We start from the raw sequence: 12,813 nt of genomic DNA on the forward strand, positions 1-12,813 counted from the left end.
GGGTCGCGGCATCGAAAAAAGAAGCAAGCCAATCTGTCGCAGGGCGACGATAGCCGTTGATTTTAACAGGAAAATCATCGGATCAGGCGCCGACGTCACTTTCCGGCCCGATTCTCGACAGCGTCAAGGCGGGTTTTGGCTGGCAGTGCTGATAAACTGGCGGCCCGATTATAGGAGAGCGCGATGTTCACGGGAATCGTACAGGGTACCGCCGAGCTGGTGGCCATCGAGGAGAAAACCGAGTTTCGCAGCCATGTGCTGGCGTTGCCCGAGCCGCTGCGTCGGGGCCTGGAATTGGGTGCATCGGTGGCCCACAACGGCTGTTGCCTGAGCGTCACGGCCATCGATGGCGAGCGGGTCAGTTTCGATCTGATGCGCGAAACGCTCAGGCTGACCAATCTGGGGGCGCTGGACGTCGGCGATCGCGTCAATATCGAGCGGGCGGCGCGCTTTGGAGACGAGATCGGCGGTCATGCCATGTCCGGGCATGTGATCTGCATGGCCGAACTCGTCGAGATCGATGAGGCGCCCAACAATCGTCGCCTGTGGTTCGAACTGCCGACGGCGTATTCACGCTTTCTATTCGAGAAGGGCTACATCGGCGTCGACGGCATCAGCCTGACCATTGGCGACGTGCGCGATAACCGCTTCAGTGTCAACCTGATCCCCGAGACATTGGCGCGCACCGTGCTCGCCGAGCGGGCGCCGGGCGATCGCGTGAATATCGAAATCGACCCGCAGACCCAGGCGATCGTCGAGACCGTAGAGCGCGTACTGGCGACGCGTGAGTCGTGTTGACCATTCCGTCAAGAGGGCGTTGATGGCATCGGTGGCGTATTCGCCGGTCCTTGCTTATAAAGAAGAACCACAATCCCGATTCCGGTTTTTCCGGAAGCCGTGCCGCACGGGGTCCGAGCGTCTCGCCTAATGCGATGTCTTTGGGTACCCTATGCGGCTTTCTCGTACTCATGACGTTGCTCCTAGCGCAGGCCGATCCCATGCTGAAACGCCAACTGAACAATTACTTCAAGCTGGACGAACACAAGACGACGATTCGTACCGAGATCATCGCCGGGATTACCACCTTCCTGACGATGGCCTACATCATCTTCGTCAACCCCAACGTGCTGGCGCAGGCGGGCATGGATCAAGGCGCGGTGTTCGTCGCGACCTGTCTGGCGGCGGCCATCGGCACGCTGATCATGGGTGCCTGGGCCAATTACCCCGTCGCGCTGGCGCCGGGCATGGGCCTCAACGCCTTCTTTACCTACACGGTGGTGTTGGGCATGGGCAAGACTTGGGAGGTCGCGCTGGGGGCGGTGTTCCTGTCGGGCGTGGCATTCTTCCTGCTCAGCGTCTTTCGCATCCGCGAGTGGATCATCAATTCGATTCCCATGTCGCTGCGCCTGGGCATCGCTGCCGGCATCGGCCTGTTTCTGGCGATCATCGCCCTGCAGAATGCCGGAATCGTGGTTGGCCATCCGGCGACGCTGCTGACCATCGGCGATCTTTCCCAGCCGGCTGCCCTGTATACCCTGGCCGGTTTCTTCGCGATCACCGCGTTGTCCTATCTGCGCGTGACCGGCGCGGTAATGATCGGCATTCTCGGCGTGACGATCGTCGCCATCGCGCTGGGACACAGTGAGTTCGGTGGCATCGTTTCCATGCCACCCTCCATGGCGCCGGTGCTGTTCAACCTGGATATCGCCGGTGCCCTCGAGGTCGGCATGATCAGCGTGATCTTCGCGTTCCTGTTCGTCGACCTGTTCGATACCGCCGGTACGCTGGTCGGCGTGGCCCAGCGTGGTGGCCTGCTCGATGAGAACGGCAAGCTGCCGCGACTCAACAGAGCGCTGATGGCCGACAGCACCGCGACCATGAGTGGCGCGTTGCTGGGTACGTCATCGACCACCAGCTATATCGAGAGCGCTTCAGGTATTGCCGCCGGTGGGCGTACCGGACTCACTGCCGTGGTCGTGTGCATCCTGTTTCTGATCAGCCTGTTCTTCGCGCCGCTGGCCGGCTCGATTCCGGTCTATGCTACGTCTGGCGCGCTTCTGTATGTCGCCGTGCTGATGTGCGGTAGCCTGGCCTATGCCAACTGGGACGACGTCTCTGACGCGGCGCCGGTACTGATCGCCGCGCTGGCGATGCCGCTGACCTATTCGATCGCCAATGGCATCGCGCTCGGCTTCATCAGTTACACCGCGATCAAGCTGTTGTCCGGTCGTCGCGAGGATCTCAATGCGGCGGTCGTGGTGTTGTCGATCCTGTTCGCCCTCAAGTTCCTGTTCCTCGATTAGGAGGCCATTGATGAGTAGCATCTACGGTGACTACATCAAGTCCGTGATCCGCACCGTGCCTGACTGGCCCCAACCGGGCGTCAATTTTCGCGACATCACCCCGGTGTTGCAGAACAGTTCGGCGTTTCGCAAGCTGATCGATAGCTTCGTGCATCGTTATCAGGACATGCATCTGGACGCGATTGCCGCCGTCGATGCGCGTGGATTCATCATTGGCGCGCCGGTCGCCTACGAGCTGGGTTGTAGCTTCGTGCCGGTGCGCAAGAAGGGCAAGCTGCCCTTCAAGACGATCAGCGAGACCTACACGCTGGAATACGGTGAGGCCAGCGTCGAGTTGCATTCCGATGCCTTTCGCACCGGCGACCGTATTCTGCTGATAGACGATCTGATCGCCACCGGCGGCACCATGCTGGCGGCCGCCAAGCTGATCCAGCGCAGTGGCGGACAGGTGGTCGAGACCGCGACGATCATCGACCTGCCCGAACTGGGCGGCTCGCAAAAAATCCGTGACGCGGGGCATGGCGTGTTCGCGGTATGTAGCTTCTCTGAGAACGACTGACCCGAAAGCGTCTGAAAAACTGCCGCCAAGCCGATTTTGCAAAGTGACTCGATCATGACCGCCAACCGTTATCAGCAGCATTTCACCGTTTCCTGGGATCAACTGCACCGCGACGTGCGTGCCCTGTGTCATCAACTCGTCGAGCGCGACTTCAAAGGCATCGTCGCCATCACCCGTGGGGGCTTGATACCGGCGGCACTGGTCGCGCGCGAGCTCAACGTACGCTTGATCGATACCGTGTGCATCAAGAGCTACGATTATAAAGAGCAGGGCGGACTCGATGTGATCAAGGGTGTCGAACATGACGGCGAGGGCTGGTTGCTGGTCGACGACCTGGTCGATACCGGACGCACGGCCCGCGCGGTGCGCGACATGCTGCCCAAGGCGCACTTCGTCACCGTCTACGCCAAGCCCGAGGGGCGCCCGCTGGTCGATCAGTGCCTCACCGAAGTGGCTCAGGATTGCTGGATCCAGTTCCCCTGGGACATGGGCATCGCCTATGTCGAGCCGCTGGTCGACCAAGTTCGTTCGCGCGAAGATTGAGAGATGTCATGACCGCCGTGCTGCCGCAAAGCTGGAACCGCTATTTGGGCGCCGAGTTCGAGGCGCCCTACATGCAGGCCCTGCGCGATTTTCTGGCCCGCGAGAAGCGCTCGCGCAAGGTAATCTACCCGCACTCGTCGCACTGGTTTCGCGCCTTCGAGCTAACCCCGCTCGATCAGGTGCGTGTGGTGATCCTCGGCCAGGACCCCTATCACGGCCCTCATCAGGCGCATGGCCTGTGCTTTTCGGTGCGCCCAGGCGTGCCCACGCCGCCGTCGCTGCAGAACATCTATAAGGAACTGGCCCAGGACGTGCCCTTCACGCCGGTCAATCACGGCTTTCTCGAAAGTTGGGCGAGTCAGGGCGTGCTACTGCTCAACAGCGTATTGACCGTGGAACAGGGCAATGCCGGCGCGCATCGTAACCAGGGCTGGGAGACGTTCACCGACCGGGCCATACAGGCGGTCAACGAACACTGCGATGGTGTGGTCTTCCTGCTATGGGGTAGTTATGCCCAGAAAAAGGCCGATTTCGTCGATCGGCAAAAGCACCTGGTTTTGCATGCACCGCATCCATCGCCGCTGTCGGCGCATCGCGGCTTTTTCGGCAAGCGCCACTTCTCCCAGGCCAATGCCTTTCTCGAAGCGCGCGGCCGGGGAGCGATCGATTGGCAATTGCCGGCCACCGTGGGTTAAGCCGAGGTTCCATTCATTTATCGTCTTGCAGAGGGCTTTCCCGACATGAGCGTCCACGCTATCGACCATCCATTGGTCAAGCACAAGCTGGGTTTGATGCGTGCCGCCGATATCAGCACCAAGAGCTTTCGTGAACTGGCCGGTGAAGTCGCCAAGCTGTTGACCTACGAGGCCACCCAGGATCTCGAGGTCGAGTCGGGCACGATCTTCGGCTGGAGCGGCGAGCCGATCCAGGTCGAGCATCTCAAGGGCAAGAAGGTCACTATCGTGCCGATCCTGCGCGCCGGCCTTGGCATGCTCGATGGCGTGACCGACCTGATTCCCAGCGCGCGAATCAGTGTGGTCGGGCTCTATCGCAACGAAGAAACCCTCGAGCCGGTGCCGTATTTCGAGAAGTTCACCAATGACCTCGACGAGCGCCTGGCGATCGTCATCGACCCGATGCTGGCCACCGGCGGGTCGATGCTAGCCACGCTGAACATGCTCAGGGACCGTGGTTGCCCGCTGATGAAAGTCATCGTATTGGTCGCGGCGCCGGAAGGGATTCGTCGCGTGCAGCAAGCCTACCCGGACGTGGAGATATACACCGCCGCCATCGACGAGCGTCTCGACGAGAACGGCTATATCGTGCCGGGTCTCGGCGATGCCGGGGATAAGATTTTTGGTACTCGCTGATCGCTAGATAATGAAAAAATCCTGCCCCTTGCGTTATCGACGCCAGGGGCATTTTTTTGGAGTAACGATAATGACGGACGCTGTCACCTCGACACCGCAAGCCGACTCCCTGCCACGTACCCTACTGGTCGGCGCGCAGATGCTGTTCGTGGCCTTCGGCGCGCTGGTGCTGGTGCCTCTGTTGACCGGGCTCGATCCCAGCGTGGCGCTGTTCACCGCCGGTATCGGCACGCTGGTGTTCCAGGTAACCACGCGGCAAAGCGTCCCGGTGTTCCTAGCATCTTCATTCGCCTTCATCGCGCCGATCCAGGGCTCGGTGGCCAGCTTCGGCATTCCCGCCACCCTGGGAGGGCTGTTTGCGGCCGGCCTGGTGTACGTGCTGATCTCGCAGTTCGTGCGCCTGAAGGGCATTGGCTGGTTGCATAGGCTGCTGCCGCCGGTGGTGGTGGGGCCGGTGATCATGGTGATCGGACTGGCGTTGGCGCCAGTGGCGGTCGACATGGCCACGGGCGAAACCAGCGAAACGATCGGTTATGGCCAGGCGATCGCGCTATCGATGATCAGCCTGCTGGTAACACTGATACTGGCGGTATTTGGCCGCGGCCTGCTGCGTCTGGTGCCGATCATGGGCGGCATCCTGGTCGGTTACCTGCTGGGGCTGGCCATGGGCGTGGTCGACATGACTCCGGTCGTCGGGGCTGCCTGGCTGGCGTTGCCACAGTTCGTGGCGCCGAGTTTTCATCTAGCGGCGATCTTGTTCATGATTCCGGTGGCCATCGCGCCGGCGGTGGAACACATCGGCGACATGATCGCCATCGGCTCGGTCACGCACAAGAACTACCTGGAGAAGCCTGGCTTGCATCGCACCCTGCTGGGCGATGGCCTGGCGACTTCGGTGGCGGCGTTGTTCGGCGGACCGCCCAATACTACCTACTCCGAAGTGACCGGCGCGGTGATGCTGACGCGCAACTTCAACCCTAAGGTAATGACGGTCGCGGCGGTGGTGGCGATTACCCTGGCCTTTGTCGCCAAGCTCGGCGCGTTGTTGCAGACCATTCCCGCGCCTGTGATGGGCGGCATCATGACGCTGCTGTTCGGCTCTATCGCCGTGGTTGGCATGAACATCCTGGTGCGCGCCGGACAGCCACTGACCGCGCCGCGCAATCTGGTGGTGGTGTCGCTGATCCTGGTGTTCGGCATCGGTGGTATGCAGATCGGTGGCGGCCAGTTCGCCTTGCAAGGTGTCAGCCTGGCGACGGTTGCCGGTATCGTGCTGAATCTGGTGTTGCCGCCGGCCAAGGAAGACTAAAAGAAAGTCTTGAGTTGGAAGAGCGCCGCTGCGCGCCTTGAAGAAAAACCGGAAGCTGAAATCATTCTTGGCTTCTAGCTTCGGTGGTTAACCGTGATGTTGATGGTTGCCGCCGTCGGCGAAGCTCGGCGGATTGTTGGCGCTGACGATCACGCAGTCTCCATCGCTGACGTTGCGAAAGCGGTGGGGCAGTCGTGAGTCGAAATAGTAGGCGTCGCCCGCGGTCAGCAATTGGCTGTCGCCATTGACCGAGAGCTCGATGGTGCCGGAGACGATCACGCCGCCTTCCTCGCCCTCGTGCTCGAGCATGTCCTCGCCGGTATCGGCGCCGGGCGGATAGTGCTCGTGGATGATCGACATGCTGCGATTGGGTCGGCGCGCACCGACCAGGCGCCAGGAAAGCTTGCCATCACCGATCTCGGTGAGATCGCTGGCGCGGTAGAAAATATGCTCTTGGGCTATCTCTTCACCGGCGAAAAATTCGCTGATCGATACCGGCAATGCGTCGAGAATCTTCTTCAGCGAGCTGACCGAAGGGCTGACGCTGTTCTGTTCGACCAATGAAATCGTACTGTTGGTGACGCCGGCGCGCTTTGCCAGTTCGCGCTGTGAGAGGCCGCGCTTGAGGCGAAGTTGCTTCAGGCGCGCACCCACATCGAATCCGCTCATCGAGACTCCTTGTTGAACATCCTTGACAGTATGATACCGCCTTCACGGCCTGCCAGTCAGTATTGGAGAACTTGGTTTCGTGCCGTGGTGAGGGCATCGCTGGTCGCAACACGCGAATAGCGGTATCGAGATTGGCATGGGCGGTCATGAATATGATGCCGCTACGCGACCTGGTGCCTAATGCTTTAATGCCAATCGATGCCGTCGCGTCCGGCAAGGCATATCGACCAATAACGATTAAACTGCAAACGCTGCGTTGCATCGCAAAGTCACTTCGTTCGAGGAGATCCCCTATGATCATGAAAGTACGCTCCCTGACTAGGACCGCTGGGGCGCTAGCGGTGAGCGCGCTATTGGCCGGCCCGGTTGTCGCCGCCGATGAAATAGTGCGTTTGGCAACTACCACGAGTACTTACAACTCGGGGTTGCTCGATTACCTCTTGCCTAAGTTCGAAGCTGAGCACCCTTACCAAATCCAGGTGATTCCGGTAGGCACTGGCAAGGCTCTGCGCATGGGCCAGGATGGCGATGTCGATCTGGTGATGACGCATGCCCCCGACGCCGAGCGTGCATTCGTCGAAGCCGGCTACGGCGTGAATCCGCTAAGCGTGATGTACAACGACTTCGTCATCGTCGGTCCTGAAAGCGACCTGGCCGATGTCGCAGGCAGCGAAGATGTCGCCGAGGCGATGGCCGACATCGCCAATAGCGATGCGCTGTTCATCTCGCGCGGGGACGACTCGGGTACGCACAAGAAAGAGCTCAAGCTATGGGAGGCCGCAGGGGTCGCCGTGGATTTCGAGGGTTACCGCTCCGTCGGCCAGGGCATGGGTAAGGTACTGCAGATGACCAATGAGTTGCAGGGCTACACGCTGACCGATCGCGGTACCTGGCTGGCGATGCAGGACAAGCTCGATCTGGCCCTGCTGGTCGAGGGCGACGAGCGCTTGTTCAATCCCTACCAGGTGATTCTGGTCAATCCCGAGCGTTATGATGACCTGAATGCCGAGGGCGCCCGTGCCCTGGCGCAGTGGCTGGTATCCGATGAAGGGCAGGCGTTGATCGACGATTTTCGCCTCAATGGTCAGGTGCTCTTCCACGCCAGCGCCGGTGAGGAGGTTTCCGCGGCTCAGGCAGTCAGCGAGGCGGCGGCCCAATAACGCCTCGGCAACGACGTAAATGACATAAGGGCAGCGATGCACGAACTACTGGAAACGACGGGCGATGCGCTAGTGCTACTGCTGTCGTTCGATCCCGATTTATGGGAGATCATCGGTGTCTCGTTCAGTGTCTCGCTCGCCGCCATGCTGTTTGCCATTCCGCCAGCGCTGTTGATCGCATTGGTGCTGGCGCGAGTGGTGTTTCCCGGGCGCTGGCTGCTGATCTCGCTGGCCAATACCCTGATGGCGGTGCCGACCGTGGTGGTCGGGTTGCTGCTGTTCATGCTGTTGTCGCGCAGTGGCCCGTTGGGCGAGTGGCAATTGCTGTTCACTCAACCGGCGATGATCATCGGCCAGTGGTTGCTGGCCATGCCGCTATTGGTGGCGATGCTGCACAGCGCCTTGCAGGGCATCGATCAGCGCGCCTGGGAAACCGCGCGCTTGCATGGCGCAGGGAAAATGGCGGCGTTGTGGCGACTGCTGGGCGAGGCGCGTTTCGGCGTGATGGCGGCGGTGGTGGCATCGTTCGGACGAGTGATTGCCGAGGTAGGGTGCGCGATCATGGTTGGCGGCAACATCGAGCACTTCACCCGCAACATCACCACGGCTATCGCCCTGGAGACCCTTAAGGGCGAATATGCCCAGGGCATCGCTCTGGGGCTGGTGATGCTGCTGCTGGCGCTGATCTTGAATCTGTTACTGGGTATGCTGCGTGGCCGTGGCCGCCAGATATTCAGCTCTTGAAAGGTGGTGGAGATGCTCGACATCGAAGCGCTCGATCATGGCTTTGCCGGAAACACCTTGTGGACCATCGACCGCTTGCATTGGTCGGGTCGCGAAATGGTCCATCTGCAAGGCGACAACGGTAGCGGCAAGACCACGCTGCTGCGGGTGCTGGCGGGCCTCGAACCACCGCGTCTGGGGCGGGTTCGCTGGACGCTCGATGGACAGTCGTTGGTTCCGCCATGCCCGGGGTGGGTCGTTTACCTGCATCAGCACCCTTATATGTTCGATACCGGTGTGCTGGACAATCTGCTTCTCGCGGCGCGCTGGCATGGGCTCGAGCGCGCCCATGCTCGTGAGCGAGCCTTGGGCATGCTGAACTGGTGCGGCCTGGGCGAGCGCGCCCGTCAACCGGCGCGCTCGCTATCCGGCGGCGAGCGCTTGCGTCTGGCACTAGCCCGAGCTTGGCTGCTGGAGCCACGTGTTCTGCTGCTTGACGAACCCACCGCGACTCTGGACGCTCGCGCCATCGCCGATGTCGATGCGTTGATCGACGATCTGGCTCTGGCCGGCTGCGCCATTCTGATGAGCGCTCATCATCCCAGCCCGCTGACCGCGCGTTGCCAGCGGCGTTGGCATTTGCGTGACGGGGTATTGTTCGATGATGTCGCTCAGCGACGTGAGTCTAATCCTGCCCTGCGTTAATCTGGCGTCTGCGTTAGTCTGAAACCAAAGGCTAGCGCCCCGCACGCTGGGCGACGCTGGCTACAGATGCTAATCTGACCAAATGGACAACTTTCTTCGACGAGTATTTCGCGGCTTACTGGAGTCGGTATGCCTTTGAGTGAAGCCGCCACTGAACGAAGCAGCCTGGATGAAACGAGCGTGGATGACATAACCGTGCTGATTCTGGCCGGTGGCCAGGGGCGCCGCATGGGCGGTGTCGACAAGGGCTGGACGGACTTCGTCGGGCGCCCGCTGATTGTTCATGTGCTGTCGCGGGTCCAGGGCCAGGCGGGGTCGGTGCTGATCAATGCCAACCGCTCGCTGGATGCCTATCGTGAGCTCGGGGTTCGCGTGGTCGAGGATCGCGAAGGCGGTTTCCAAGGCCCGCTGATGGGTATCTGGAGCGGTCTGTCGGCAGCCTCGACGCCATGGGTAATGGTGGTGCCCTGCGATACGCCGGCGCTGCCGACGGATCTCGTGGTGCGCCTGCGCGATGACATGGGCGATGGCGATATCGCTGTGGCTCATGACGGCGAGCGTGCTCACCCGGTGGTGGCGTTGATTCGCCGTTCGCTGGTCGACGATCTGGGCGAGGCCCTGGTTGGGGGCGAGCGCAAAATCGACCGCTGGTATGCGCGCCATGCCTGGTGCCACGTGGATTTCAGCGACCAGCCTGGGGCATTCGCCAATCTCAATAGCCCTGAAGATAAAGCGGCACTGGCCAAACGGTCTCTCGACACAGGATGACATGACTCTCGATCTCGCCAATGAAACGTTGCCGTTGTTGGGTATCGCGGCTTGGAGCGGCACGGGTAAAACCACGCTGCTCGAAGCGCTATTGCCGCGCCTGGGCGAGCATGGCCGGCGCGTGGCGGTGATCAAGCATGCTCATCACGACTTCGATGTCGATCAGCCGGGCAAGGATAGCCATCGTCTACGCGAGGCCGGAGCGATGCCGATGCTGGTCGCATCGCGAGCGCGCTTCGCGCTGATGATGGAAACACCGGGTCGCGAGGACGCGGATCTGGCGATGCTGATCGATCAGGTCAGGCCGCTCGAGCCGGATCTGGTGCTGATAGAGGGCTTCAAGGCCTGGCCGCTCCCCAAGCTGGAATTGCACCGCCCGGCGCTCGGCAAGCCTCTATTGGCCTTCGAGGATGCCTGGATTCATGCCGTGGCCAGTGATGAGGCGCTAGCATTGCCAGATGCGGTGGAGCTACTCGATCTCAACGATCTCGGCGCATTGGCCTCTTATGTCGCCGCCTGGTCAAGTCAATGGCCCGAGCGCCGCCGGGCGCGCGAGTCGGGAGTCCATGTATGAGCCTGTCCTGTTTCGATCTTGGCGAGCGCATGCTAAGTGTCGACGAGGCACTGGCGGCCTTGCGCGAGCTCACGCCGTGCCCGCTCGCCGCCGAAACGGTGGCGCTGGATTCGTTGGCCGAGCGGGTGCTGGCCGAGGATGTGACCTCATCGATCGACGTGCCGCAGAACACCAATGCCGCCATGGACGGTATTGCCCTGACACTGCCTCAAGTAGCCTGGTCCGGGACCGAAGTGCCGCGTTTGGCAGTCGTCGGCGAGGTGTTGGCCGGTGCGCGTTTCGCAAAACGCCTGGCAGCCGATGAGGCGGTCATGATTACCACCGGCGCGCCACTGCCCGAGGGGTGCGATACGGTCATCATGCATGAGCAACTCGTCGTTGAGTCGCTCCTCGATGAACGGCAAGGGCCGCGACGCTGGGTCGAAGTGCGGCACGCAGAGACGGTGCGCCGCGGTCAGAATGTACGGCGTGCCGGCGAGGACATCCAGCGTGGCCAGATAGCGCTGAACGCGGGCACGCGGCTTCGAGCCCAGCATTTGGGCCTGCTGGCCTCGCTGGGCATCGCCACAACGCGGGTGCATCGTCGTCCGCGGGTGGCGATATTCTCGACCGGGGACGAAGTGACCGCCCCCGGCGAGTCGTTGCCTTCGGCCGGCATCTTCGATGCCAACCGCTTCTCGCTGCGCGGCTTGCTCAGCGCATTGGGTTGCGAGATCGTCGATCTGGGCATCCTCGCCGACGATCGCCAACGCATATGTGCGACACTCGACGATGCGGCGAGCGTCTCCGATATGGTGATTACCAGCGGCGGCGTATCGGTGGGCCAGGCCGATTGGATAAAGACCGCGCTGGCTCAAAGTGGTCGGTTGGGTTTCTGGCGCATCGCCATGCGGCCCGGGCGGCCGTTGGCGTTCGGCGTGCTGGGCGAACGCGGGGTACCTTTTTTCGGTCTACCCGGTAACCCGGTTGCCGTGATGGTGACGTTCTTGCAGTTCGTCCAACCCTTGCTGCGCACCTTGCAAGGCGAGATTCACTGGCAGCCGCAGCGACTGATGGCCATCGCCGACGAACCGCTCAAGAGCCGCGTGGGCCGGGTCGATTATCATCGGGGTAATTATCACTGCGACGACGAGGGGCAATTGCATGTACGCAGCACCGGGCGCCAGGGTTCGGGTATCCTGTCGTCGATGGTGACGGCCAATTGCCTGATCGAGATCGGAAACGCCCGCGGCGACGTTGCGCCGGGCGAGACCGTGACCCTACAACCCTTCGGGGAGCTGACATGAGCCTGACTCATCTCAATGCGCGCGGCGAGGCCCATATGGTCGACGTCGGCGACAAGACAGAAACCCGCCGCGAGGCGGTAGCCAGCGGGCGTATCCGCATGCGGCCACAAACCCTGGCGCTGTTGGCCGAGGGTGGGCTGCCCAAGGGCGATGTGCTGGCAACCGCGCGCATCGCCGGTATTCAAGCCGCCAAGCGCACCCATGAACTGATCCCGCTTTGTCACGCCCTGGCGTTATCCAAGGTGGCCATCGAATTCACGCTCGACGAGGCCAGTGCCTGCGTCGATGTTCGGGCGACCTGTCGGCTCAATGGCCGAACGGGTGTCGAAATGGAAGCGCTGACGGCGGTCTCGGTGGCCTGCTTGACGCTCTATGACATGTGCAAGGCGGTCGACAAGGACATGCAGATCGGCGATATCCAATTGGATACCAAGACCGGTGGCAAGTCGGGCGATTATCGGCGTCAGCCGGCCGATGATAAGGTGTTGGAGGACGCCTCGCCGGGCGCCATGCAAGCCAGCGCGATGCCCATCGTCACCGGCGAGTGTCAGGACGGTCGTGTCGGTGTCGCTCCGCGCCCCGAGCAACCCTGTATTTACGTGAAATGCCTGGCCGAGCTGCGCGAACGGCTCGGCGTCAGCGACCTCGAAATTCCTTTTGAAGCGCTCGATACACCGGATGTCGCCGGTCTCAAGGCGGCCTTGAAGGTGCACGACGCGCGTTTCTCGCTGCTTGGGGAACGACGCGTGCTGTGCGCCGTCAACCAGGTGATGAGCGCCGAAAATACGCCGTTGACCGATGGCGATGAAGTGGCTTTCTTCCCCCCGGTCACTGGAGGTTGAAC

Annotated in this window: 14 protein-coding genes and 1 pseudogene; 14 read left to right on the plus strand and 1 reads right to left on the minus strand. The window is 61.7% G+C overall.

Annotated elements, in window-relative coordinates; genetic code table 11:
• Positions 1–183 precede the first annotated feature (183 nt).
• The 7 genes from BLR92_RS02075 (at position 184) to BLR92_RS02105 (ending at position 6,084) form a co-directional block, all read left to right on the plus strand.
• The gene (locus BLR92_RS02075) at positions 184–798 is read left to right on the plus strand and encodes a riboflavin synthase subunit alpha (RefSeq protein WP_089725024.1); all 615 of its coding nucleotides are present in this window, start codon (positions 184–186) and stop codon (positions 796–798) included.
• A 200-nt stretch (positions 799–998) separates the two neighbouring features.
• Positions 999–2,303, plus strand: a complete 1,305-nt coding sequence (locus BLR92_RS02080; RefSeq protein WP_089725943.1) for an NCS2 family permease — start codon at positions 999–1,001, stop codon at positions 2,301–2,303.
• A gap of 10 nt (positions 2,304–2,313) precedes the next feature.
• Positions 2,314–2,862: an adenine phosphoribosyltransferase gene (locus tag BLR92_RS02085; RefSeq protein ID WP_089725025.1), complete on the plus strand. Its 549-nt coding sequence runs from the start codon at positions 2,314–2,316 to the stop codon at positions 2,860–2,862.
• Positions 2,863–2,916: 54 nt separating this feature from the next.
• The gene (gpt, locus tag BLR92_RS02090) at positions 2,917–3,405 is read left to right on the plus strand and encodes a xanthine phosphoribosyltransferase (RefSeq protein ID WP_089725027.1); all 489 of its coding nucleotides are present in this window, start codon (positions 2,917–2,919) and stop codon (positions 3,403–3,405) included.
• An 8-nt stretch (positions 3,406–3,413) separates the two neighbouring features.
• Complete coding sequence (gene ung, locus BLR92_RS02095; protein ID WP_089725029.1) at positions 3,414–4,100, plus strand: uracil-DNA glycosylase; 687 nt, start codon at positions 3,414–3,416, stop codon at positions 4,098–4,100.
• A 45-nt stretch (positions 4,101–4,145) separates the two neighbouring features.
• On the plus strand, positions 4,146–4,775 hold the full coding sequence (gene upp, locus BLR92_RS02100) for a uracil phosphoribosyltransferase (RefSeq protein ID WP_089725030.1): 630 nt from the start codon (positions 4,146–4,148) through the stop codon (positions 4,773–4,775).
• 70 nt (positions 4,776–4,845) lie between these two features.
• Positions 4,846–6,084: a uracil-xanthine permease family protein gene (locus BLR92_RS02105; RefSeq protein ID WP_089725032.1), complete on the plus strand. Its 1,239-nt coding sequence runs from the start codon at positions 4,846–4,848 to the stop codon at positions 6,082–6,084.
• An 87-nt stretch (positions 6,085–6,171) separates the two neighbouring features.
• Here BLR92_RS02105 and BLR92_RS02110 read toward each other — a convergent pair whose 3' ends face one another.
• On the minus strand, positions 6,172–6,753 hold the full coding sequence (locus BLR92_RS02110) for a cupin domain-containing protein (RefSeq protein WP_089725034.1): 582 nt from the start codon (positions 6,751–6,753) through the stop codon (positions 6,172–6,174).
• Between the two features lie 299 nt (positions 6,754–7,052).
• On the opposite strand from BLR92_RS02110, the gene BLR92_RS02115 reads away from it, so the two are divergent.
• The 7 genes and pseudogenes from BLR92_RS02115 to moaC all read left to right on the plus strand — a co-directional run bounded on the left by BLR92_RS02115 (position 7,053) and on the right by moaC (position 12,811).
• Entirely contained in the window at positions 7,053–7,913 is an 861-nt protein-coding gene (locus BLR92_RS02115) for an ABC transporter substrate-binding protein (RefSeq protein ID WP_089725945.1), read from the plus strand.
• 36 nt (positions 7,914–7,949) lie between these two features.
• Positions 7,950–8,657 (plus strand): ABC transporter permease, encoded by a 708-nt coding sequence (locus BLR92_RS02120; protein WP_089725036.1) that lies wholly within the window; start codon positions 7,950–7,952, stop codon positions 8,655–8,657.
• 96 nt (positions 8,658–8,753) lie between these two features.
• A pseudogene (locus BLR92_RS20200) lies at positions 8,754–9,167 on the plus strand (ATP-binding cassette domain-containing protein); the annotation flags it as partial.
• A gap of 354 nt (positions 9,168–9,521) precedes the next feature.
• Positions 9,522–10,109 (plus strand): molybdenum cofactor guanylyltransferase MobA, encoded by a 588-nt coding sequence (mobA, locus tag BLR92_RS02130; protein WP_281242875.1) that lies wholly within the window; start codon positions 9,522–9,524, stop codon positions 10,107–10,109.
• Position 10,110: 1 nt separating this feature from the next.
• The gene (gene mobB, locus BLR92_RS02135) at positions 10,111–10,683 is read left to right on the plus strand and encodes a molybdopterin-guanine dinucleotide biosynthesis protein B (protein WP_089725041.1); all 573 of its coding nucleotides are present in this window, start codon (positions 10,111–10,113) and stop codon (positions 10,681–10,683) included.
• On the plus strand, positions 10,680–11,969 hold the full coding sequence (moeA, locus tag BLR92_RS02140; protein ID WP_089725043.1) for a molybdopterin molybdotransferase MoeA: 1,290 nt from the start codon (positions 10,680–10,682) through the stop codon (positions 11,967–11,969). Before mobB ends, moeA begins: the two co-directional genes overlap by 4 nt.
• On the plus strand, positions 11,966–12,811 hold the full coding sequence (gene moaC / locus BLR92_RS02145) for a cyclic pyranopterin monophosphate synthase MoaC (protein WP_089725045.1): 846 nt from the start codon (positions 11,966–11,968) through the stop codon (positions 12,809–12,811). Before moeA ends, moaC begins: the two co-directional genes overlap by 4 nt.
• Positions 12,812–12,813: the final 2 nt, after the last annotated feature.

The sequence above is a fragment of the Modicisalibacter muralis genome, from assembly GCF_900102945.1.
Taxonomy (GTDB): Bacteria; Pseudomonadota; Gammaproteobacteria; order Pseudomonadales; family Halomonadaceae; genus Modicisalibacter; species Modicisalibacter muralis.

Bases quoted from the DNA above. Each gene is read 5' to 3' on its own strand.
- BLR92_RS02075 (WP_089725024.1), top strand. From the start codon at position 184: ATGTTCACGGGAATCGTACAGGGTACCGCCGAGCTGGTGGCCATCGAG.
- BLR92_RS02080 (WP_089725943.1), top strand. From the start codon at position 999: ATGCTGAAACGCCAACTGAACAATTACTTCAAGCTGGACGAACACAAG.
- BLR92_RS02085 (WP_089725025.1), top strand. From the start codon at position 2,314: ATGAGTAGCATCTACGGTGACTACATCAAGTCCGTGATCCGCACCGTG.
- gpt (WP_089725027.1), top strand. From the start codon at position 2,917: ATGACCGCCAACCGTTATCAGCAGCATTTCACCGTTTCCTGGGATCAA.
- ung (WP_089725029.1), top strand. From the start codon at position 3,414: ATGACCGCCGTGCTGCCGCAAAGCTGGAACCGCTATTTGGGCGCCGAG.
- upp (WP_089725030.1), top strand. From the start codon at position 4,146: ATGAGCGTCCACGCTATCGACCATCCATTGGTCAAGCACAAGCTGGGT.
- BLR92_RS02105 (WP_089725032.1), top strand. From the start codon at position 4,846: ATGACGGACGCTGTCACCTCGACACCGCAAGCCGACTCCCTGCCACGT.
- BLR92_RS02110 (WP_089725034.1), bottom strand. From the start codon at position 6,753: ATGAGCGGATTCGATGTGGGTGCGCGCCTGAAGCAACTTCGCCTCAAG.
- BLR92_RS02115 (WP_089725945.1), top strand. From the start codon at position 7,053: ATGAAAGTACGCTCCCTGACTAGGACCGCTGGGGCGCTAGCGGTGAGC.
- BLR92_RS02120 (WP_089725036.1), top strand. From the start codon at position 7,950: ATGCACGAACTACTGGAAACGACGGGCGATGCGCTAGTGCTACTGCTG.
- mobB (WP_089725041.1), top strand. From the start codon at position 10,111: ATGACTCTCGATCTCGCCAATGAAACGTTGCCGTTGTTGGGTATCGCG.
- moeA (WP_089725043.1), top strand. From the start codon at position 10,680: ATGAGCCTGTCCTGTTTCGATCTTGGCGAGCGCATGCTAAGTGTCGAC.
- moaC (WP_089725045.1), top strand. From the start codon at position 11,966: ATGAGCCTGACTCATCTCAATGCGCGCGGCGAGGCCCATATGGTCGAC.